Annotated in this window: 21 protein-coding genes; 10 read left to right on the top strand and 11 right to left on the bottom strand. The window is 39.5% G+C overall.

The window, feature by feature from the left end; translation table 11 throughout:
* The first annotated feature begins 117 nt into the window (after window positions 1-117).
* The 3 genes from J8L86_RS04280 (at window position 118) to J8L86_RS04270 (ending at window position 2,177) form a co-directional block, all read left to right on the top strand.
* Window positions 118-933 (top strand): RecX family transcriptional regulator, encoded by an 816-nt coding sequence (locus J8L86_RS04280; protein WP_211028894.1) that lies wholly within the window; start codon window positions 118-120, stop codon window positions 931-933.
* Between the two features lie 168 nt (window positions 934-1,101).
* Window positions 1,102-1,392, top strand: coding sequence for a putative quinol monooxygenase (locus tag J8L86_RS04275; RefSeq protein WP_211028892.1), 291 nt, complete (start codon window positions 1,102-1,104; stop codon window positions 1,390-1,392).
* A gap of 44 nt (window positions 1,393-1,436) precedes the next feature.
* Window positions 1,437-2,177 (top strand): sulfite exporter TauE/SafE family protein, encoded by a 741-nt coding sequence (locus J8L86_RS04270; RefSeq protein WP_065107929.1) that lies wholly within the window; start codon window positions 1,437-1,439, stop codon window positions 2,175-2,177.
* Between the two features lie 41 nt (window positions 2,178-2,218).
* Here J8L86_RS04270 and J8L86_RS04265 read toward each other — a convergent pair whose 3' ends face one another.
* On the bottom strand, window positions 2,219-3,145 hold the full coding sequence (locus J8L86_RS04265; protein WP_065107930.1) for a LysR family transcriptional regulator: 927 nt from the start codon (window positions 3,143-3,145) through the stop codon (window positions 2,219-2,221).
* A gap of 220 nt (window positions 3,146-3,365) precedes the next feature.
* Between J8L86_RS04265 and J8L86_RS04260 the strand changes: the two genes are divergently transcribed.
* Window positions 3,366-4,061: an aspartate/glutamate racemase family protein gene (locus J8L86_RS04260; RefSeq protein ID WP_065107931.1), complete on the top strand. Its 696-nt coding sequence runs from the start codon at window positions 3,366-3,368 to the stop codon at window positions 4,059-4,061.
* Window positions 4,062-4,159: 98 nt separating this feature from the next.
* Here the strand turns inward: J8L86_RS04260 and J8L86_RS04255 are convergent, their stop codons facing one another.
* From J8L86_RS04255 to J8L86_RS04225, 7 genes are all read right to left on the bottom strand, one after another.
* Window positions 4,160-4,411 carry a hypothetical protein gene (locus J8L86_RS04255; protein WP_211028890.1) on the bottom strand — a complete coding sequence of 84 codons (252 nt, stop codon included), beginning with the start codon at window positions 4,409-4,411 and terminating at the stop codon, window positions 4,160-4,162.
* A 1-nt stretch (window position 4,412) separates the two neighbouring features.
* Window positions 4,413-6,038 (bottom strand): PepSY-associated TM helix domain-containing protein, encoded by a 1,626-nt coding sequence (locus J8L86_RS04250; protein WP_211028888.1) that lies wholly within the window; start codon window positions 6,036-6,038, stop codon window positions 4,413-4,415.
* A gap of 10 nt (window positions 6,039-6,048) precedes the next feature.
* Window positions 6,049-6,345, bottom strand: coding sequence for a hypothetical protein (locus tag J8L86_RS04245; protein ID WP_065107933.1), 297 nt, complete (start codon window positions 6,343-6,345; stop codon window positions 6,049-6,051).
* Window positions 6,346-6,717: 372 nt separating this feature from the next.
* Complete coding sequence (locus J8L86_RS04240; protein WP_055023241.1) at window positions 6,718-7,095, bottom strand: hypothetical protein; 378 nt, start codon at window positions 7,093-7,095, stop codon at window positions 6,718-6,720.
* A 465-nt stretch (window positions 7,096-7,560) separates the two neighbouring features.
* Window positions 7,561-8,097: an N-acetyltransferase gene (locus tag J8L86_RS04235; RefSeq protein ID WP_065107935.1), complete on the bottom strand. Its 537-nt coding sequence runs from the start codon at window positions 8,095-8,097 to the stop codon at window positions 7,561-7,563.
* Window positions 8,098-8,265: 168 nt separating this feature from the next.
* A complete protein-coding gene (locus J8L86_RS04230) occupies window positions 8,266-8,931 on the bottom strand; it encodes a tRNA (adenine(22)-N(1))-methyltransferase TrmK (protein ID WP_211028886.1) in 666 nt (221 codons plus the stop codon).
* Window positions 8,932-9,035: 104 nt separating this feature from the next.
* Window positions 9,036-10,034, bottom strand: a complete 999-nt coding sequence (locus J8L86_RS04225) for a LacI family DNA-binding transcriptional regulator (RefSeq protein WP_211028884.1) — start codon at window positions 10,032-10,034, stop codon at window positions 9,036-9,038.
* 200 nt (window positions 10,035-10,234) lie between these two features.
* On the opposite strand from J8L86_RS04225, the gene J8L86_RS04220 reads away from it, so the two are divergent.
* From J8L86_RS04220 to J8L86_RS04195, 6 genes are all read left to right on the top strand, one after another.
* The gene (locus J8L86_RS04220) at window positions 10,235-11,269 is read left to right on the top strand and encodes a UDP-glucose--hexose-1-phosphate uridylyltransferase (RefSeq protein WP_247663186.1); all 1,035 of its coding nucleotides are present in this window, start codon (window positions 10,235-10,237) and stop codon (window positions 11,267-11,269) included.
* Between the two features lie 99 nt (window positions 11,270-11,368).
* On the top strand, window positions 11,369-12,526 hold the full coding sequence (gene galK / locus J8L86_RS04215; RefSeq protein WP_211028881.1) for a galactokinase: 1,158 nt from the start codon (window positions 11,369-11,371) through the stop codon (window positions 12,524-12,526).
* Window positions 12,527-12,955: 429 nt separating this feature from the next.
* Window positions 12,956-13,435, top strand: a complete 480-nt coding sequence (locus J8L86_RS04210) for a cupin domain-containing protein (protein ID WP_231919023.1) — start codon at window positions 12,956-12,958, stop codon at window positions 13,433-13,435.
* Window positions 13,436-13,781: 346 nt separating this feature from the next.
* A complete protein-coding gene (locus J8L86_RS04205; protein WP_211028880.1) occupies window positions 13,782-16,859 on the top strand; it encodes an FAD-binding and (Fe-S)-binding domain-containing protein in 3,078 nt (1,025 codons plus the stop codon).
* Window positions 16,852-17,310, top strand: a complete 459-nt coding sequence (locus J8L86_RS04200) for a DUF1285 domain-containing protein (RefSeq protein WP_211028878.1) — start codon at window positions 16,852-16,854, stop codon at window positions 17,308-17,310. Before J8L86_RS04205 ends, J8L86_RS04200 begins: the two co-directional genes overlap by 8 nt.
* A 153-nt stretch (window positions 17,311-17,463) precedes the next feature.
* The gene (locus J8L86_RS04195) at window positions 17,464-17,874 is read left to right on the top strand and encodes a MarR family transcriptional regulator (protein WP_055023233.1); all 411 of its coding nucleotides are present in this window, start codon (window positions 17,464-17,466) and stop codon (window positions 17,872-17,874) included.
* A 122-nt stretch (window positions 17,875-17,996) separates the two neighbouring features.
* Here J8L86_RS04195 and J8L86_RS04190 read toward each other — a convergent pair whose 3' ends face one another.
* The 3 genes from J8L86_RS04190 to J8L86_RS04180 are packed head-to-tail and all read right to left on the bottom strand — an operon-like array spanning window position 17,997 to window position 23,100.
* Window positions 17,997-21,104, bottom strand: a complete 3,108-nt coding sequence (locus J8L86_RS04190) for an efflux RND transporter permease subunit (protein ID WP_211028875.1) — start codon at window positions 21,102-21,104, stop codon at window positions 17,997-17,999.
* The gene (locus J8L86_RS04185; protein WP_211028873.1) at window positions 21,101-22,441 is read right to left on the bottom strand and encodes an HlyD family secretion protein; all 1,341 of its coding nucleotides are present in this window, start codon (window positions 22,439-22,441) and stop codon (window positions 21,101-21,103) included. The genes J8L86_RS04190 and J8L86_RS04185 overlap by 4 nt, the downstream gene beginning before the upstream one ends.
* The gene (locus J8L86_RS04180; RefSeq protein WP_211028872.1) at window positions 22,438-23,100 is read right to left on the bottom strand and encodes a TetR family transcriptional regulator; all 663 of its coding nucleotides are present in this window, start codon (window positions 23,098-23,100) and stop codon (window positions 22,438-22,440) included. The genes J8L86_RS04185 and J8L86_RS04180 overlap by 4 nt, the downstream gene beginning before the upstream one ends.
* Between the last annotated feature and the right edge of the window lie 19 nt (window positions 23,101-23,119).

The raw sequence follows: 23,119 nt of genomic DNA, 5'->3' as shown, positions 1-23,119 counted from the left end.
AACAGTAATTAGCGCTAAATTTACAAATGACTTGAGTGCTCACTCGACAATCTATTCATCTGAATAACGTATATCTGCTAGACTCAGTAGGTTTTTGGTTATTAAAGAAATTCAACTATGAATCGGGCTCCGTTAAAGCAAGCGAAAACAATTGATAATGTATTCAATAGTGCATATTGGCATCTTAGCCAACAAGATTTCACTATTGAAGAAATTCGTCAAAAGCTGCTGCGAAAAACAGACAAGATTGAATGGGTTGATAAAGTGTTGGCACACTTAATTGAAAGAGGTTACCTAAAAACAAATTACGAGTTTGCAGTACGCTTTTGTGAGCTTGCCTATAGTAACGAACAAGGTAATGGAGCGATTAAAGGTAGATTACAACAACGTGGAGTTGAACTAACCGATATTGAACGTGCAATTGAGCATGTTATGTTTGAGCAAAATATTGATCTTAATATTCTTGCTTCTGCTAGGTTGAGTAATAAGTATGATAACTTTTTAAGTACCACTAAAGAAAAAGTGTATAGCCAAATGACCACTAAAGGCTTTACGCGTGCGCAAATCGATTACGCTTTATCAATTCACCCACAAAAAGACACTTTACGCTCAAAGCTCTCTATTAAAGCTGAGAAAGCTGATTTAAAGATAGAAATCATAAAACTATATAACAAAGGCAAAGGTAAGAAAGTCATTTTACAAGAACTAACACAACGTTTAATTGATGTCAGTGACTTTGAGAACGTGGTTTATCAGTTAACCTTGTCTCAAGAGGTTGATTTTTATGAGAGCTGTCAAAAGCAACTTGCTAAAAAGAGATATGTTCTTAGTGATTACAACGAGAAATCCAAAGCTTATGCCTACTTAATGCGAAGGGGCTTTAATAGCGACGAAATTAAAGAAGCCTTCTCTGCGGCTGTCGACTCCGAATAAAAAACAACTATTTGTGTTTAGCAAACATCTCTATTTGTGATGTTAGTTGTCAATTAAAATTTGAAAATGTTTCAATCATTAGCGTGTTTTTGTTGTTTAAAAATAGCGATATTATGTATTCATCAACACGGTTCACAAAGATCCAAATACATTATTAAGGGTTAAATTATGAGTAAATTAACGATTGTTGCCAACATTATTGCAAAAGCAGACAAAGTCGAATTGGTTAAAGCAGAACTAGTAAAATTGATTGATGTAACTCGAGCTGAAGAAGGTTGTATTAATTATGACTTACATCAAGATAATGAAAATCCTGCTCATTTTTTATTTTATGAAAACTGGCAGTCACGTGAGTTATGGCAAACACATATGAACAATACACATTTAGCTGACTACATCGCTGCGACAGAAGGCGCTGTCGACTCGTTTGTATTGAATGAAATGACTCATATCGGTTAATTATTTAATAAAAGCCTTTTTGAACAAGGCTTTTTTGGCGTTTTATGATTTCAGATGTTAACTTTTATCTAGCCGCTATACCCGCAGTGTTTTTTTATGGCATGGGCAAAGGGGGCGTAGGAGGTATTTTGGGAATGCTGTCAGTACCGCTGATGGCATTAACCGTTTCGCCTATACAAGCCGCAGCAATACTATTACCTCTGTTATGCGTTATGGACTTGATTGCCCTTTATTACCATCGAAAAAATTGTAACTACCATGAGTTAAAGCAAATGCTGCCTTTTGCCATCATAGGTATTATTGTTGCTGCTTATTTTATGGGAAGTCTGCCTGCACATATCGTGGAGTTTATAATTGGTGGCTTAGCAATGGCTTTTCTAGCGCAAAAATGTCTATGTAAAAAAAGCCAGGCTCCTTCAAAAGTTAATAATCACCTGTTAATGCTGACGTCAGGTTTTGCTAGCACGATTGCCCATGCTGGTGGTCCACCAGTGAGTATGGCGTTATTACCTAAAAATTTACCTAAAGCGCAATTAATTGGTACAAGTGTGGTGTTTTTTGCCCTGATTAACTTTATAAAGCTTATTCCATATACCTATATGGGGCAGTTTGATGCAGCAAACCTGAATACCTCATTATTGTTAGTGCCAATAGCTTTTTTAGGTGTAAGAACAGGTGTTTGGCTGGTGAATCGCATTTCACAGCAGTTGATTTATACCTTTAGTTATTGGGTATTATTTCTAGTTGGCATAAAAATGATCTATTCAGGAGTCACTGGTGGATAAACTAAAAACAGAGGTTAGGGCACGTCCGTGAACACTTGATTTTAATCATTGACAATTATGCCTTTATTTACCAGTTGAGTTTTCAGTCCTGCGACTTTATCCCTAAATAAATCACGTAATCGTCTCACTGTAGGGGTGATTGACTGGCGGCTTGGACAAATTAACCACAGCTCTGTCGGGGTAGCTTGATAATCTAATAACAGTGGCGTGACGCGTTCATTGAGTAAATCATCAGCCATATCTAAGCATGATTTTATCGCTATACCTTGCCCCGAAACACACCAACGTCTCACTAAATCGCCATCATTGGAACTTCGGTTACCGACAAGTTTAGTTTTAATCGTGTCCTGCTGTTGGGTAAACGTCCACTCATCTTGAACGACCTCACGCAGTTGATACAAAAGTGCATTGTGATTTTTTAACTCGTGCGGATGCTGCGGTTTACCTTGCTTTTTAAGGTATTCGGGCGCTGCGCATACGACACGTGGAATATCGCAGATTTTAAACCCATAAGTACTGGCATCAGTGGGGGAGCCATACCTTAGCGCCATATCAACTGAGTCACGATAAAAATCGATATTACTATCGCTGATATTGCTACGTACGCTAACGTCAGGATTAGAAATAAGGAATTCATCAATCCAAGGGATGACAACATTTCGACCTAAATCTGATGATAGTGCTATTCGGATTTCTCCTTGCAGTACATCAGAGTCATCTCGTACGTTTTGTTGGGCGTTGTCGAGTAATTGAACGGCTTGTTGACAGTGTGGAAGGTAACGCTCACCCGCTGGTGATAACCTCAGCTGTCGTGTGGTTCTTATGAATAGTTCAACCCCTAAATGTGTCTCGACGCGTTTGACTGCAGCACTGGCTGTTGCAACTCGCATATCAAGGCTGTTTGCAGCAGCAGTTATACTGCGAAACTCTGCTACTTTTAATATCACTTGTAAATCTTGAATCAGCATAATATCAACTTAATTTTGAAAATCTTTTACACATTATAGTGTTGTTAATGATGACATATTGAGGCAATTGTAAAAGAAACCTGATAACAATTTGAGCCTTATTCGATAGGGTTATGAGCATATTGAATGACTGTATGAAAGAGTGGCGTATTAATGGCAGTATGTACAACAAATTGAATTGGATGAATCATGTTTTTCGCATGTAAGATGGGATGACACAATGAAAACAATAGGCTTGTTAGGCGGAATGAGCTGGGAGTCAACCAGCAACTATTACAAGGCAATCAATCAAGGAATCAAGGCGTCACTAGGTGGCTTACATTCAGCCAAAGTATGTCTGTTTAGTGTTAACTTTGCTGAGATTGAGTCACTACAGCACCAAGGTGATTGGCAACAAACTGCTGAAATTTTATCAAATGCAGCTAAATCGGTTGAAGCGGGTGGTGCTGATTGTTTACTTATTTGCACTAATACCATGCATAAAGTGGCAGAAGAAGTACAGCGAGCTATCTCTATTCCCTTGCTGCATATAGCCGATGCTACAGCTAGCACTCTGCTTCTAGATGGTATTCGTACCGTGGGTTTACTTGGCACTCAATTTACCATGTCACAAAATTTTTATAAGGGAAGGTTAACCGAACATCATGGTATTGATGTCATTGTCCCGAACGAAACACAACAAGAGGTGATTCATCACATTATTTATTCAGAGTTATGTCTTGGTGAGATTAAGGAGTCATCTCGTCACCAATATCTTGAAATAATCGATGATCTTTACCAGCAGGGGGCTCAAGCAGTCATCTTGGGCTGTACTGAAATTGCCTTATTGGTACAGCAACAAGATACTCAGGTGCCACTTTATGATACGACACAGATTCACGCAGCGTGTGCGGTGAAATTTGCCTTGCATAAGTAAGCGGCTAGCTTATTCGTCACCTATCAATAACTGCTATTAATTAACAGTTAACTCAAGAAAAAGGTGTTTTTGACCTACTCACTATTGATGCTAACAAGTTAGTTTATATCGTTGGCTGAAATTGTTGTATTACGATTGAAAAAACTCAATATAATCCCGAATAGTGCGACAACAGCAAGGTATACAAAAACGCCACGCGCGGTACCGTATACGGTAATAAACATCACCACAGAAGTAATATTCAATAATGCCGAAAAACCTTTACGGATGTTGTTATTAGTAAATGTACCTGCCGCATTTAATAATAATGTCGCAAAATATGCCGTCATTAACGCGAATAATAATGTCATGCTAGATTCCTTCTTTAAGTTGCAGTGTTGAAGTTTGATACGTTTCATTCAACGATAAAGTGCTATTTAATTTTTGATACATTAGTAATAAGGCAATACCCATGATGCATAATACTAAATCGACGCCAACAGAGACGTAATGACCTGTAACAAAGACATTAAGAAGGTGACTGTTGGTTAAGATGGCGTCCATTGGCATGATGAGAATCAATAACCAAGATGTGGAAAGGGTGAGGCATTGCATGGCCTTTTTGGCACTCATAACAAAAGGCAGACAGCAAGCCAGAAACCAAGTTATGAAGAACACGTAAAATAATAAGCTGGTGGCATCAATACCTGGATACCATTTATTGACAATCAATTGAGTTGGGAACAACACTACGGTAGCTAAAACTAGTCCTGCACAACTACCTATCAGTAATTTATTGAATCTAATATACGTTTCTCGACTATGTGCAGGGTGCTTGGCATTCATACCTCTTTCTATCCATAACATAATGCCTGATATTGGTATCAGTGCAGTACTCAGGCCTAATATCGCCCAAATCGCTTTAATGAAAACGCCGCCAAAATTTCCGAAATGTAATGGAAACATCGCGTCTAGGATTTTTCCTGTTATGCCTTCAAGCCGACCGAAATTTGCTTGGGTGTTAATATACTCAGCATTGTTACCTTGATAAATTAAGGTCTCACCGCCGAGCTGTTCACCACCAGTTCCGAATAAGTAGACTAAAGCATTTTTATCGCCGTAGCCCATTATTGCTACACGATTAAATGTTAAGTCTGGTCTTTGTTGTTCGCTAGCTTGTAAAATTGTTGCAAGCTTTGTTGGTGCTGCGACCTCAGCCATGATAGGTGGCTTTATTGCGGTAAAGGTTTCAATTAATTTTTCTTGGTCGCCATTAAAGCTGACGTAAGCTGCTGCAGGCACTAAAATGACAGTTGCTAAGCCTAAAAAAGCACCTGTAAATGCAATCATAGAGTGGAAAAGCACAGCCCAAACACTCATTACTTTATGGCCATCATTTAATGCAAGTGAAAAACTTTTACTGAGTCTAAAAGTAAATAATTGAGCCAAAATTTTTCTATGAATAACTATCCCTGTGGCGATCGACACCATTAGTGTTAAGCCTAATAATCCGGTGAGAATTAACCCAATAGGTCGCCCTAAATGTAAGTCTGCATGAAAATGAGCAATGAACGTGGCCATATTGAGTTTAATATGACTAAAAAAGCTCTCCATATCGGTTTTATTAGTGATCTTAAGTGAATTGGGTTCTAACTCATAAACAACGCCTTTGTGCTCTTCCTTGCCATTTTCATCAATAAAGTGACCTTCATAAATAAGCCGAACCGAGGCCGAGTTTTTAGCATCAGGTAGTTGGATATGAACTTCTTCTAAATATTCAAGATCAACTTCAGCGGCATGTTGATGCACTTTTTCTGCTAATTGTGCAGAGGTACTTTCAATTGGACCTCGAATTGCGTTATTTGCCCATACAGTTAATTCTGGTTTTGCAAAAACAGCAACGGCACCTGTAAAGGCAATAATAAACAGCAATATTCCAGTAATGATGCCAACCCAGGAATGGAGTTTATATAGTTTTTTTATTGTAAGACTTTTCATTACTTTACCGTTAACCGACTAATGAGAAATAGGCTAGAAGAGAGTGAGAAATAATCAGCGTCAACATAATTAAATACACGTACTTTACTGAGGTCGCCATATAGCTGTAGATGAAAAGAGCTGTCCAAATAAAAGAAAACAGTAAAATCGGGATACCAATAGCATCATTTTGATGAAAAGGAAGGTAAGTTGTCATCCCTGGGATCATGACAGTCGCAGTTATTAATGCCAGCACAATAGCGGCAAAGCTTCGGGCTTTTAAATGTGTGAATGTGGCATTACCTTGGTAACTATCAGTTTTATCCATAAAAGTAATTTGTCTAATCCGAGGTTAACTTAATCTAAATCCTAATGTTAATGATAATTGTTAGCATTACTTATGTAAAGTGAACTTCCGATCTATTTCGGATTTGGTTTTAATCAGATGTTGTGATTCGAGTAAGGTCAGGGAGCAGTTGAGGTTTTATTGTGAGGTACTTATTCGTTGGCAAGTAAAAGTATAACGAGTTTACAGGATTGAAGTTAACTAGGCATATTAAAACAGTGGTAGCTTTTTCAGTCACACAACTTTGATTACTTGTTGACTTATACTATATATCGAATATTTTTTTAAAACAATACTAATTAAAACAGTATATTACAAGCGGTTCTCACACTTATAATATACTGGTAAACAAAATTATTCAGCAGTTTTACTCACCTTATTGTCAACATACTCGTTAATTGAAATTGCTCTTTGATTAATTCTTCCACATCCACGAGCTAGTTGTGTTCGCTCAACACTATTAACCCCTAAAGCCATGGCTTGGTAAAATCGGCTATTGTATTTATTAATTGATACACGAACTTGTTCTTGATCATATAGACTGAGCACACTTTCAATAGCACTAGTATCTTTACCAATAAAATCATATTTTACATAGCAGTCAGAAAGGTCTTTTAATAATTCGTTTGCAACGTAGTCTTTATGGTTTGGAGCTGATATGTCATCACTTGCAACTGCGCTAAAACTCAATAGGATTCCTAAAGTCGTTAATATCGATTTATATGTTTTCATGTTTAACATCCCAAAATAGTTAATGTCTAGATAAAGGTAATACAATCAAACATTTGCTCAGAAGCTTAAAAGGGGTAGTATTGCACTCCTTCCTTGAGCTATTGCATCCTCTCCTTGGTTAAATCAATAAATAATTCAGTAACTTGTATTATTACTTGGAAGTAATACAATCTAAAGCTAAATTAACATTGATGAATTAATACTAGCATAAGTATATTTTCTGTCTAACCAGAATTGATTTCAGTTAACATTGAGCAATTATGTGGTTGTGTACTTATAACAATTCGCAGAATAGTTACAATAGAAATGAAAACATGAGGGAAGTCGTGCCAGCTTGCAGGGGTAGGTTATGTAATTAAGTCATAAGTTCTTGCAAGCAGGCTTAATCGGACAATTAAATCCTTATTAAATTTCATATATCAGCGTTTATTCAAAGAACGGGTAATTGAAATTATTTACAATAAATTACCAATATTTTTGTTTGTTCAGCGCATCAACACAGCTTATAACGCTGTCTTGTTTGCTAATCTCTTTCTCATTAAGCGTTTGTGCGATCCAGCCTTCTGGATACGTTAATGTGAAGGGGGCAGTAATAATGGCATCGTTAATCTGCTTAAAACCAACCTTATTGTAGTAGTTAGGGTCGCCATAACTAAACACACGTTCAACACCAGTTGCTTTAAGATAAGACAAACCTTCAAGAATCAGTTTCTGCCCGATTCCCTGACCTTGGTTCTCGGTATTAATCGCAACAGGAGACAAGATAAATGCGTTTGCGTTATTCGCAGTAACAAGTCGACTGAAGAAGATGCAACCAATAACAAACTCGTTTTCAGTGGCAACAAAACCAATGAGATCTTTTGAGTCAGTTGTTGTGATTAAATCATCAACAAGTGTGGCAATAACTTGTCCTTCATCGGCTCCCTCTGAGTCGGAAAATACATTAGCAAAAAGCTCTATAACGGTTTCTGCTTGACTTGCTCGGTACTGTGCGATTTTCATGGGTGCCTTTTTTATTTAAATGAGAACGTAATAACATCGTTAGAATTAAACTGATTAAATGTCGATTAACAGTGTAGCCAAATTTGCTTAATAGGGGCTGAATAAAATTGAACGTACAAAGATAATTATGCCAATAATTTGTGCTTTTATGTACTTACGATCATAAGCTTATAGTAACTGTTCATAAGCGTTAATGACGTTTTTGACCAGCAAGGGTTGTCCTTTTTGAATTCGCTGATAATGCGCTAACGTTTTATGCAGGTATTGCTGATTTATCAATTTTTGCTCTTCGCAATCTGTTTGCCAAAAAAGCTCACCAGTTAAACTAATTGGTCTCATCTTGTCAGCGTTATTGGTGACATGAATGACTTCATAGTAGCGGCCATTTTCTTCAATCAATACTTCCGCTTCTAACGATAAATGTAGATTTGAAAGATTTTGGCGCAGTTCAAATTGGTGATGAACAGGACACAGGAGAATATCTATTACTTGATCAGGATGAGCATGAAGTATGTTAGTGACTAAATCACTCATTAAGTCGCCGCCAATGCCTGCAATGATTACCAAGTGATGGCCTTGGTATTGAGTTAACGGTAATAAGGAAACATCGATACAGTGGGTTTGCCAAGTGTTGGTATCAGCAAAGAAATGGTTCAATTTGTGGCTTAAATTTGACATCAATTCTGGCACAATATCAACAAAATGGACCTTAGCAGATTGTTGTTTTAATAGTGCAGCGCCGAGGTAACCATGATCGCAGCAACAATCCCAAATATGATCAAACCCTGGTTCTACCATATGACATATTTGTAATAAGCGTTTGCTGAGTTTCATTAGCCAGATCCTAAAAAGGCGCTATTTTAGTCGGTTTCAATGCTTTTTGCTGCAATATTTACAGCACGTACTTCAATTTTTTTACAATGAAAATGATCGATAATTTATAAGGCTTGAGTAGACTCTCTTATCACTAACTCTGGTGAATAAAATGATACTTGCGCTGTTGGATTAATAGTAGCTGACAGGGCTAACAAGGCCGCATTTTTAGCCATGGAATCAATAGGATAACGTAAGGTTGTTAGCTTAGGTCTTGAATAACGTGATAATAACACGTCATCAAAGCCGATGACGGAAACATCATTAGGTACTGACAAGCCTTTATCTTCAAGGGTTGAAATAACACCAATGGCCATAGCGTCGTTATATACAAATATGGCACTGAAGGGAGTATTTTGTTTAAGTAAATCTTGAGCCGCTTGTTCTCCACCTTGCAGGCTAGGTGATGCATAGGTGATTAATTTATCATTGAGTGTTAAGCCATGACTTGCTAAACCACGTTGAAATCCTGCCAAACGTTCTTTTGGATCATCAATATCCAGATTACTGTTTACACACGCAATATTGCAATGATTTAACTCGGAGAAATAGTCAGCCGCTTTTTGACCACCAATGTGGTTATCAAGCCAAATACAGCGGTGACTGATTGCTTCAATATAGCGATCAATTAATACAAACTTTGGGTTATCGTTAAACAAAGCGATTAATGTTTCATCTGGTATTTTTTTGCTATGAATCACGATTGATTCACAGCGCTGTTGCATCAAAGACGTTATCGCTTTCATTTCTGATTCAGCACTCACTTGGCCAGTACTGATAAGTAGCTGCACTTTATTTTCTCGCGCAATTTGGTCGACTCCTTTGGCGAGTGCTGCAAAAAATGGGTCAGCAACATCAGGAATAACCACACCAATGGTAGCTGCTTTTTTCATGACCAATGAACGAGCATTAACATTGGGCTGATACCCCATAGTGTTAATTAGGTGTTGAATACGTTCTCGGGTTTTAGCGCCCACTTTGGGTCCATTATTAACGACACGTGATACAGTAGCCACAGATACATTGGCGGCTCTAGCGATATCTTTAATGGTTGCTTTTGACACAACATATCCTGAATGAAAATTATTAGTAGCAGTAAATTACCTTTCTAACTCGGGTTTAGCAAACAAATAGTCCAATTAAAAATAGCTATTGCATAAAAGAGGGTAAACGTTTACCCTTTTGTCATTGTATTGTTTTTAAACAGCACGTGTGACATCGAGTTATTAGCATTATTGTTTATAAAATTGAAATGGAAAGCATCATGACGTTTGATCCTACTGAGCATCCTCATCGCCGATTTAATCCATTGATAAATGAGTGGATACTTGTTTCACCACATCGAGCAAAGCGGCCTTGGCAAGGCCAAGTTGAAAGCATTGATAATGACGTTAAGCCTAGTTATGACGAGTCTTGCTTTTTGTGCTCGGGTAATACGCGAATTAATGGAGAAGTGAATCCTGAGTATCAAGATACTTTTGTATTTCAAAATGATTTTGCTGCATTAAAACCAGACACCCCTAAACACAGTGAAAACGATCCTTTATTTAAAATGGAAACAGAGCAAGGTGAAAGTCGTGTTATTTGTTTTTCGCCTGATCACAGTAAAAGCTTGCCGCAGTTATCTGTTGCTGCCATCACAAAAGTCGTGGCCTGTTGGCAAGAGCAAACTCGAGAATTAAGCGAGCAGTATCAGTGGGTACAAGTATTTGAGAATAAAGGGGCGGTTATGGGCTGCTCAAATCCTCATCCACATGGCCAAGTTTGGGCGCAAAATCATTTACCAACGTTAGTGCAAAAAAAACAATTGGCATTGTCTTCGTATTATGAGGCCCATCAATCAAGCCTTTTAAATGACTACGTTGGCAGAGAACTGGACAATGCAGAACGCATTGTAGTGGCTAATGAAGATTGGGTCGTTGTGGTGCCTTATTGGGCGGCTTGGCCATTTGAAACATTAGTCTTACCGCGTTTTAGTGTAACTCGCATGACAGAACTCAGCTGTGCACAACAGTCGACACTCGCCGATATTATTAAAAAAATTACCATTAAATACGACAACCTTTTTAATTGTTCTTTCCCGTATTCAATGGGGTGGCATGGTGCGCCATTTGATGGCAAAAACCACCCTGAATGGACATTACATGCCAGCTTTTTACCACCACTTTTACGTTCTGCCAGTGTACGAAAGTTTATGGTGGGATATGAAATGATGGCCGAATCTCAACGGGATCTCACCCCAGAACAAGCTGCCACAATGCTTCGTCAGCAAAGTGATGTGCATTATAAATCAGAATAAGCGGCCATTTGGGCAAGTATAAAGACTACGAAATATAGCCAGTAGCTGGCGCATCGAAGCGCTTTATTTAAAGAGATAATACAGATAACGGATTGAATAATGAGTGAGCAATTGATAAAGAATGTAAAACACGCTTTCGAAGCGCAATTTGGTTATGCCTCTAGTCATGTCGTTACGGCGCCAGGCAGAGTCAACTTAATTGGCGAGCACACTGATTATAATGATGGTTTTGTGTTGCCATGCGCCATTAATTACAACGCAGCAGTAGCTGCAAGTCGTCGTGATGACAATGTCGTACGAGTTATTTCGTTAGATTATGGCTTAGCTGTTGATGAGTTTAGTGTAAGTGAAGAAATAACTCATGCAGAGCATGATTGGGCTAATTACATTCGTGGCGTGGTAAAGCACTTATTATTACGTGGTTATCATTTTAATGGCGCCGATATCGTTATTAGTGGAAATGTCCCACAAGGCGCGGGGTTAAGCTCATCTGCGGCATTAGAAGTGGTGATAGGTCAAACCTTTAAAACCTTATATCACTTAGCTATATCGCAACAAGAAATCGCCCTAAATGGCCAAGAAGCTGAGAATAAGTTTGTTGGGTGTAATTGCGGCATTATGGATCAGCTTATTTCGGCGCAGGCCAAAAAAGGCCATGCGTTATTAATTGATTGCCGCTCATTAAATACTCAGCCAGTAAAACTGCCTGCTGGTTTCAGCGTATTAATTGTAAACTCCAACAAAAAACGTGGTTTAGTCGACAGTGAGTACAATACTCGCAGGCAGCAATGTGAAGATGCAGCAGCTTATTTTAATGTTCAGGCACTGCGTGATGTTGATATCGCAAGATTTAATGATCAACAAAGTGAACTTTCATCAGTAATTGCCAAGCGAGCAAGGCATATTATCACCGAAAATCAACGTACCATAGATGCTGCTGAGGCAATGAGAAATAATGACATCAAAACATTACAACGACTTATGGCAGAATCGCATGCATCTATGCGAGATGATTTTGAAATAACGGTATCGGAAATCGATATTTTAGTGGAGATCATTAAAGCTGAGATAGGAGAGGCTGGTGGAGTAAGAATGACCGGTGGAGGCTTTGGAGGTTGTGTGGTTTCACTCGTACCTGATGAGATGGTTGAGCAAGTGATTAAAGCGGTTAATGCACAATACGAGCAGCAAACAGGCCTGGCTCCAAGTATCTTCATATGCAGTGCGGAAGAGGGAGCGACTGCGGTAGATGAGTAAGTGTTATTTATTGTTATTTTTTCTTAATAAGCCATATCGTCTGTAATACCGTCTATTGTGTTACACGACACATGTAATTTAGTATTCTGATCATCACACTTTATCACCTATCTAGTTTGCATGATGACTCGATAGGTGTTTTTTTATTGATATCTTTTCACAGGTTTTTCATAAGCTGTATATAATCTGAATCTGATAAAAACAGATAGTAATCCAGCTATTGCTAGTTAGCGCTTCTGATTAAGTACTTTGGATTAAGTACTTTGGATTAAGTACTTTGGATTAATAACTTCTGATTAATAACTTCTGATTAAATACGTTGGATTTAGCATCTCAAATTAGTGCTTCAGATAGATTTGTATAAAACGGATTTTGACTCTGCTTTAATATTCACCTCTGATTTAAAATCATCGACTATAAGGAAATAACATGATTTACCACTTTACAGCTAAGAAGATACCGTGCCTAGCAAGCGCTTTACGTTCAGTCATGTTTTTAGGCCTAAGCCTGACTTTCGTTTCTAGTTTTTTGAGCACAGCTGTCGCCATAGAGCCAACCGATGATATTGCAGTTGAGCAACTCCTTAAAACAACCAAAAGTTGGGATGGTCGTACACTACCTAGTTACCCAACAGGTCAACCAGAAGTCACTATTTTAAAAATAACCATTGCCCCCGGTGCGACCTTGCCATATCACCAGCATCCGGTCATTAATGCTGGCATATTAACGAAAGGACATTTAACTGTAACGACAAAAGCCGGTAAACAACTCGTTATGAAAGCGGGTGATGCAATAGCTGAAGTCGTTGATAAATGGCATTACGGTACTAACTCAGGAGTAGAACCAGTCGAGATAATTGTTTTTTATGCAGGAATAGAAGGTAAACCGTTAACAATCAAGCAGAAATAAGCGCTATTTAAATTTTAAACATTTCTCTAAAACCGATATCAACTCACTCTGTAGGAATTAACAGGTCGTTTATTGTTAGGCTCGGTTATCAATTTGGCCAATTAATTTTTGCCAATTATTGTCTACCAATTAATTACAGACATTACAATTGTGCCAATGATGCTCAATGATAAGTCATCATATTCATTAGGATGAGGCAGATATTTATCAATTGATGAAATATGCAGCCATGATTTTGTAGAATATTCAATCGATATCAAAATTTAATGAATTTTACTAACTCAACTACTTAGCTGTTATTTTTTTGTTTATAATGATGACAAAATTACTATAACAGAAGTCGACTATGCTGCCGCTGCTATCCCATCATCAAACATTAGAACCTATCTATTTACGCTTTTTAGAAGCGCTTGAAGCCTCTTCGTTTGCAGGTGAAATAGATAAACGTTACAGCGCAAGGCTAATCCAAGCGACCGATAATTCTGTTTACCAGTTTTTACCTCAAGCTGTAATTTATCCGCTAAATCAAACTGATGTTGAACTGGTGTTAACACTGGCTTCAGATCCTCAATATAAGCAAGTCACTTTTAGTGCCCGTGGCGGTGGTACAGGTACTAACGGTCAGTCTTTAACTCATGGCTTTATTCTTGATGTTTCAAGGCATATGAATCAAGTGCTTGAAGTCAACGCTGAAGAAGGTTGGGTCAGAGTACAAGCCGGTGTCGTTAAAGATGCATTGAACGATGCACTGCGGCCACATGGATACTTTTTTAGTCCTGACTTATCAACCTCTAACCGTGCCACTGTTGGCGGGATGATTAATACTGATGCTTCTGGTGCGGGTTCTCTTGTCTATGGTAAAACCTCAGATCATGTATTAGGACTAACCAGCGTGCTGGTTGATGGCAGTGTACTAGCAACTTCACCAATGCAAGGTGATATTGCACTGGGTAAACAAGGTGATTTACACCAACAAGTTAATCAAAACTCCTTTGCTCAACATATTGTCAGTCATATAGCGAGTCGTTGTCATGAAAAGCGAGACTTGATTGTTAAGCAATTCCCTGCGTTAAATCGTTTTTTAACGGGGTATGATTTACGCCATGTCTGGAATGATGATCTGACTCAATTTGATTTATCGCGGATATTAGCAGGCTCTGAAGGCACGCTAGCGGTCTTAACCGAAGCTAAACTTAATATTACACCGCTTCCTAACACGCGAATGATGCTTAATATCAAATATGATTCGTTTGAGTCAGCATTACGGCATGCACCTTCTTTGGTTGCAGCCAGTGCCACAGTGGTTGAAACGATCGATTCAAAAGTGCTTAACCTTGCCCGCGAAGATATCATCTGGCATTCAGTTTCGCATTTGATTGAAGCTGTACCTGATAAAGTCATCGAGGGGCTTAACATGGTTGAGTTTGCGGGTGATGAAGAGGATGTCAAAGCACGTATTAGCAAACTGGAATCTGTGTTGGCAAGCCAACTTGCCAATGAAGAAGCTGGTGTTGTGGGTTATCAAATCACTTCAGATAAACCGAGTATCAATAAAATTTATGCGATGCGTAAAAAAGCAGTAGGTCTGCTAGGTGCAACAAAAGGACGCCGAAAACCACTTGCATTTGCCGAAGACACCGCAGTGCCGCCTGAAAACTTAGCTGACTTTATTATGGAGTTTCGTCATTTATTAGACGGGCATAAGCTGCAATATGGCATGTTTGGTCATGTTGATGCTGGTGTGTTACATGTTCGTCCTGCACTAGATATGTGTGATGAAGCAGATGAAAAGTTATTGAAAACCATTTCAGATCAAGTGGCAGAGTTAACGCTTAAATATGGCGGCTTGATGTGGGGTGAACATGGTAAAGGTGTTCGCGGAGAATACGGTCCAGCGGTATTTGGCGATGAACTGTACGGTGAGCTTGAAGAAATTAAAGGTTTATTCGATCCGCAAAACCGTTTAAACCCAGGTAAATTGGTTGCTCCAAAAGACAGTGGCCCTATGATGTTTAACGTTGACAGTGTTAAACGTGGCACATTCGACCGTCAAATCCCAATCCAAGTACGTGATGCGTTTCCTGATGTGATGAACTGCAATGGTAATGGCCTTTGCTTTAACTACAGCAGTTATTCTTTTATGTGTCCGTCATTTAAAGCAACGGGCGACCGTATCCATTCGCCAAAGGGGCGCAGTGGCTTAATGAGAGAATGGCTACGTTTACTAGAAGCTGAAGGTGTTGATGTTGATGCCCTAGCTAAGTCAAAACCATTAAGTTTTTTACAACGTGCTCAGAATAGCTATAACGCAGAGCGTGACTACGATTATTCCCATGAAGTAATGGAGTCTTTGAAAGGATGTTTAGCCTGTAAAGCATGCTCTGGACAATGCCCAGTTAAAGTCGATGTGCCTAAATTCAGAGCGCAATTTTTTAATATCTATTACAAGCGTTACATGCGCCCAGCAAAAGACTATTTGGTCGCAGGTATTGAAGATATGTTACCTATGATGGCCGCAATGCCAAAGGTGACTAACTTTGCATCGCAAAATAAACTCAGCCAATGGGTGATTAAAAAATCGATTGGTTATGTCGATGCGCCAGCATTATCGGTGCCGACACTCAAACAACGCTTAGATGGACACGAAAGTCGTGGCTATGATTTAGAAGCGCTACAGGGTATTCCTGAGTCAGAGCGTGCTCAATATGTGTTAGTAGTTCAAGATCCTTTTAACAGCTTTTATGATGCGGATCTGGTGTATCGCTTTATTCAGCTAATAAAAGAAATGGGCTTAAAGCCGGTATTATTGCCATTTAAACCTAATGGTAAGCCTACCCACATAAAAGGTTTTTTAGATAAGTTTGCAAAAACAGCGCAATCCAGTGCTGATTTTTTGAATCAAGTGTACGCGCTTAATATGCCAATGGTAGGGTTAGACCCAGCCTTAGTCTTATGTTACCGAGATGAATATCAGCAAGTATTAGGCAATAGTCGTGGAAATTTTGAAGTGTTATTAGCAAATGAATGGCTAACGGATGCCATCAATTCAATACCAAAACTGAATAACACGCAGCAAAAATTTAGTTGGTTCAGCCATTGTACTGAATCTACGGCAAAACCTGCCACGCCAGCAGAATGGAAAACCATATTTAGTCACTTTGGGGCTGAATTCGATGTGATAAACGTTGGTTGCTGCGGTATGGCAGGCACCTACGGTCACGAACAAGATAATTTAGGTCGTTCCACTAAATTGTTTGCTATGTCTTGGCAGCCGACCTTAGATAAGATTGACGATAAAACGCAAATTTTAGTGTCAGGCTATTCATGTCGAAGCCAAGTTAAACGTTTTGCAGGCTTCAAACCAAAACATCCAATTGAAGCCTTATTGCAATTGTTAGTTCAAGCGAAACAAGATAATGGCTGACCCCATTAACATTGCCGAACAATTGGGGCAATTAAGCCCCAATAATAACGAAAGCCAACAATCGTCTACACGGTTATGCAGTGATGAGCCACTATTTAATATTAATAAGCAAGGCGACTGGACGTATTTGGGCAGTCCACTGCCGAAAAAGTTTGCTAAGTTATTTGCGAGTGTACTCAATGGTATTGATGGGAAGTATTTCTTGATTACGCCAGTGGAAATGGTGCAGGTGACAGTTGAACGTCACGCTTTCGTGATTGTTGATTATATTGAAAATGATGATAACAGCTTATCCCTAATTAGCAGTATTGGTACTGAGCATATAATCAACAACCCTTCATTGGTGAGATTGTTAGAAGATGCTATTGAATTTCCAGTAGAAAGAGGCGTCATTGCAGGGTTAGGGCGTGCTTGTTACTACCGCTATATTAATCAATTTGTAACAGACTGACTAAAATAGCGGTCTTATACGTATCTTACCTAGCTTAAGGTGTTAACCTGAGTATATGATGGTAATCTAAAATACAACTCAGAAATCTGCATTCTTAGCTTGATTCGTTAATTTACCTAGTAGCTAAGGATTGCTGAGCATGTAGGAGGGTTTATGAAGCGGTACGAAAGTCTTTATTATCAAATCTCTCACCTCAACATCACGCTTCAAAATGAGCTTGATGAACGCTTAAAACGTTATGAATTAGACGTTAAGCTTTGGCCGGTGCTGTTTTCTTTATGGCAAGAAGAGGGCATAAGCCAAACTGAACTATCAAAGCTATGTGATGTGGCTAACTACACCATGACGCGTCTGCTTGACCAATTACAAGTACAAGGCTATATCACTCGCCACCAAGAGTCAGACAATCGCCGTGCATTCCAAATTTTCTTAACTGACGCGGGCAAAGCGCTAGAGCAAGACTTGATCCATGAAGCGCAGTGGGTCAATGAGAAGTGTCTGGAAGCTCTCGATGAGCAAGAACAGCAAACTTTATTGCAATTGTTGAATAAAATAAATAAATAGCCTGAGCATGAGTAAGACGGAGTCTATTTACAGTTTCAGGTATATTGATTTATCAATAAAAAGGCCGTTAATGTTGTCATTAACGGCCTTTTGTTTTTTGTCAGTTTGAGCTTATGGTTTGTTTAGGCTGACAATTCTTCATGCTTATGCACGAGATTAAAGTCAGCTAATACGGCATAAGCACTTGGTATAATAAATAATACCAATAAGGTAGAGGTGAAAATACCAAACACAATAGAGATTACAATCGGTTTTACGACTTGCGCCTGTAATGAGGTTTCCATCAGTAATGGCAGTAACCCTGCAGCTGTAGTAAGCGATGTTAAAAATACCGCTCTAAATCTATCTCGGCTCGCTTTGACTACTGCTTCTTGAATGTCATCACCTATATCAACGTGGTGCCTTATGTATTGCACCAATAAGATGGAGTCGTTGACGACAATACCAGCTAATGAAACAAAGCCTAAAATTGATGGCATTGATAGGCTGTGACCTGTTAATAAATGTCCCCAGAATACCCCAATTAAGGCAAGTGGGATGGCTAACATCACCACAAATGGTTCTAAGTAACTTCTGAATTGAAAACTTAAAATGGCGAACAAGCCAAATAAGCCAATGATGAAACCTTGCATGAACGAGGCACCAGTTTTAGCAGTTTCTTTAGCCGCGCCTTCATAGTCCACTCGTAAACCTGGATATTTTTCTCGTAATTCATTGGCATATTCATTACGTACTTTACTGACAATCTCACTACCATTGGCTTTAGCATTATCAATATCAGCCATTACGGTTACGGTACGCTGACTTTCAATTCGCTGTATACGTACGTAAGAGCGCTCATAATTCAATGTAGCGACAGCATTAAGTGGTAGCTGACTCCCATCACTAAGCATAATAGGAAAGTTGGCTAATGCCTGTAAATTCCCTGCTTGTTGTTTATTTAGGCGTACTTGAATTTCAATGTTTTCGGGTCCTGCTTGCACGTCATCGGCAGTTTGCCCAAAGTAAGCTGCGCGCAGTTGTGATGCGATCATCTCGCCATCGACACCGAAATTTTCAGCGCCGTCACGCAATTTAACGAGCACTTCTTCTTTGCCTGGGCGCATGTCGTCTAAAATACCATTTACACCTGAGAACTGGCTTAAATAAGATTGCAGATCGACTGAGGCCATTTTGAGTAATTCTAAGTCATCATGTTGAAGTCTGACTTCCACATCACGCCCAGCAGGCCCCATACTTGGTTGCTTAAAGACGAGCGATAATGGCTCAGCAATGTCTCCACTTTCTAGACGCCAATCTCGAATAAAGTCATCGATTAAGCTTTCTCGAGTCTCCGCTGACAATAAATCTAACCTGACTGTTGCAACGTGGGGACCTGATTCGCCGGCATCGGCATTCATGTTGTATTGTTCGGTGATATACCGAATTAAATTTGAGTCTTCTTGATTCTCTTTGGTATAACGGTCACCCACTTTATTCGCACTGGCAACTAACTTTTCGACCACTTGTTTGGTTTGATCCAGTGTTGAGCCAGGCGGCAATATAATGCGCGCTTCAGCAATATCACCATCAAGCTCAGGGAAGCCAACAAATTTCACAGCGCCGCCGGCAACTAGGGCAATAGAGACAAAGAGTAAACCTAAGGTTGCCCCAAGGCTTGCATAACGCCACTTAACCACGAAGGTGACAGCTTCAACTAAATTGTTATTACGGAAATGCTCAAATTTTTCTAAAAAGACACGCTTAAATTTAAGCGGTGGTTTTTCTTGTTTATTTGATTTTAATGAGTGGCTTAAATGGTTCGGTAAAATCAAAAAAGCTTCAATCAAACTGACGCTGAGCACCATAATTAAGACGAGTGGTACAACAGATAGTACATCGCCCATTTGGCCGTCGAGCCACAACAAACTGCCAAAAATAAATACTGTCGTTAAAAAGGATGAGAATACCCCTGGTGCGACCTTTTTAACTCCTTGAGTGACAGCATCATTAATGGGTAAGCCTTTTTCTACATGGGCAGCAACTGACTCTGCAATCACAATGGCATCATCCATCATGATACCGATGGCCATTAACAAACCGACTAGGCTCATGATGTTAATGGATACGCCAAACACCCACATTAAAAATAACCCGCCCATGAAGGCGACAGGCAGACCTGCGGACACCCAAAAAGAATAACGTAACGAGAAAAACAGCCACATTGAAAAGAACACTAAGATGATCCCTTGCCAGCCATTTTTAAGCAGCATGGATAATCTGTCTTGTAGCAATGATGACATATCATTTGTCAGCGTGAGCGTTACGCCATCAGGGGCGACGAGTTGCTCTTGGGCAACAAACTCGGTGACTCGCTCTTTAATGCGCAAAGCATCATCAGCTTTATTTTTTTGAACTTTTAATACCGCTGCAGCTTTACCATTAAATATGGTGTGCTCTTCTTCTAGTTCAAATAAGTCTTCAATTTTAGCGATATCACGTAAGCGAACCACACCGCCTTCAGGGTTTGATGATACGATTATTTTACCCAAATTTTCTGGGGTAATTTGCCGCTCATCAAAACGGATCAATAAGTTTTTATCTGATAACTCTACGCTGCCTGCTGGCATTTGAACGTTCTGACGGCCAACTTTATCGGCGACTTCTGCCACGGTAAGTCCTAAACGTCTTATGTCAGCCTCGTTTAGCTCGACTCGGATTTGATGATCTGAAAAGCCTGATACTGTGACTAAATTAACCCCTGCATCAATCTTTAATCGTCGCTTTAAATCTTCAGCGTAAGACTTTAAGTGAGGCAAACTGGCATCGGCTGCAATAGCAATATCGACGACAGGTTCAGCCCAATCAAGCTCTTTGACGGTTGGTGGGTCAATTTGTGATGGGAAGTCCTTAATGGCGTTAATTTCAGTCTGAATATCGACTAAACTGCGACCCATATCGGCATCACCGTTGAGCTTAACGGTAAGAGAGGCAAAGCCTTCTTGTGCATCACATTTGGTTTCTTCAATGTCGCTTAGGCCATCAATGGCATCTTCCATTCTCAAACATAAGCTTTCTTCAACCTCTGCAGGAGAGGCGCCTGGATAAACGACACTGGCAATAATGTAAGGCGGGCTAAACTCTGGGAATGTTTCTCGCTTAATTTTGCCAATACTACTTAGGCCGACAACAAAAAACGCCAGCATCATCAAGTTTGCGATGGTTGGATGTCGAGTGAAAAAGTTAATCACTGGTTTGACTCCTCATCACTTTGACTGTTTTGTTGCGCCACTTTTAAACTCATGCCTGCAATGGCAGGAATTAGATCGTTAGTAACGATTTGCATGTTTTGCGTTAATGGTGCGGTTGTTGACAGGCTTTCGATTGCGACGCCCTTATCAGTGCGATATACCACTTTAACCTTAATAATCTGTAGTTTTCCTTCAAGATCCATGACATAGATTTGGTCGCCGTGGAGGGCTTTTTCAGGAATAACAAATTGCTCTGACGGGTAGCCATGGATATAAGCAGTAACAAACATGCCATTGGTTAATGGTGGGCGTTTTACCAGATCCATATCATTAAAGTCTTGTTCAACTTCCAGGTAAAAGCCTATGGTTGCTTGATCTGGATTAATGGTATCGGCTATACGAGTGAGTTTTGCTTGCCACTGGTGATGATTTTGTCCCATGTTGATTTCAACATAAGCATCAAAGTTGACTTTTTCGATTGATGGTAATGATGCTGTATCACGTGGGATCCCAGAGATGCTGCTAATCAGTGTTTCAGCATCTTGCAAAGAGAGCTCGGCTTTGATTTCTACAGCGCCGAGCTGGTGGGCTTCAAATAACACCGAACCATTCGTTACCGCTTGAGCTCGCTCTATGTTCACCTCAGCAATACGGGCGTCAAAGGGCAGGGTAAAACGGGTATTGTTGAGTTGTCGCTGTGCATCATTCAGTAAGGCTTGATTAACTTTGACTTGAGCTTGGGTCACTTTTCTATCATCGGGCAGTAAACTCAAGCTGCTGTTTAAGTCTTGAACTAGGTTACGCTGGGCAAGTAATGCTTGCTTTTGGGTTTCGAGTTCTGACTTAGATATAAGATTTTTAACATTTAGCGCTTGTTTACGCAGGTACTCTTGATCCACTAACGTGAGCTTTTGCTTTTCAATTTGCAAACTGGTTTCAAGGTTAACTTCTTTTTGGTTTAACTGAATTAACTGCGCCTCTGCGGCATTTACATTGGCTTCAGCTTGCGCCAATTTAAGTTCGTATTCGAGTGGATCAATAGCTAATACTAAGGTGCCAGCTTTAATTAAGCGGCCAGTTTCAAGTTCTGGGTGACGATAAATAATCTTACCACCAACCTCAGCAATACCTTGCCAACTGTGCTTTGGCGCGACTCTGCCATACGCTTTAATCACTGGCATACTTTGTTGTTTGTCGAGATTAATGACTTCAACTAAACGAGATTTGTCATGACCTGCTTCCAGTTCAGGCGATGAGCGCATTGCAATAGCGATAAATAAAATAATAAATCCGGCAGCAATCCCCGGGAAAACATAACGTCTTTTTAAGCTGGTCATTTTTTGCAGTCCTGGCTTGGTTGGTTGTCATCGGCAAAAAGCCCATGACGTAAAAGTGATGCATTGTGCTTCGCAAGCTTTTGCATAAATTCAGGTGAGGTTTCGATACCAACGGCTTTTTTAAATAGCTCAGGCATCAAAAAAGGGAAAATCAGTAAGCTAATAAAACTCATTTTGGCGCACATTACATCAACATCCGCTTTTAAAATATCGGCATCTTTAATTTTGTCTATGATGGCGAATTTAGGTGATGGCATTAAGGTTAATAGCCTTGTTTGTAGCTCACGATTTTGCGGTGAGTCAGGCAAACTTGCAGTGCGATAAATGAGCTTCGGAAAATCTGGGTTTTGACTCATCATACTGTAATAAGTGCTAAGTATTTCTTCTGGTGAGTTGTGGATCATTGCTTTGTTAGTTTGAGATATTTTTTGCGTCAGTGGTGCTAATGTTTCTTTTAGCATTTCACTGAATAAGCCCAATTTGGATTGAAAATAATAACGGATCAGACTGGCGTCAACATTCGCTTGCTGTGCAATCGCACGTACAGATACTTTGTCGTAATCACTTTCAACAAAGAGTACGCGAGCAGCTTCGATTAATGCATTGCGATTATCGACCTGAGTTAACGGTCTACCAGCAGTTTTTTTAAGAATGGGCATCGGTAAGCACTAATGTATG

The sequence above is a fragment of the Shewanella sp. MMG014 genome (genome assembly GCF_018100775.1).
Taxonomy (GTDB): domain Bacteria; phylum Pseudomonadota; class Gammaproteobacteria; order Enterobacterales; family Shewanellaceae; genus Shewanella; species Shewanella japonica.
The sequence above is the reverse complement of the archived record's forward strand: the minus strand, read 5'-3'. Positions and strand labels throughout refer to the sequence as shown.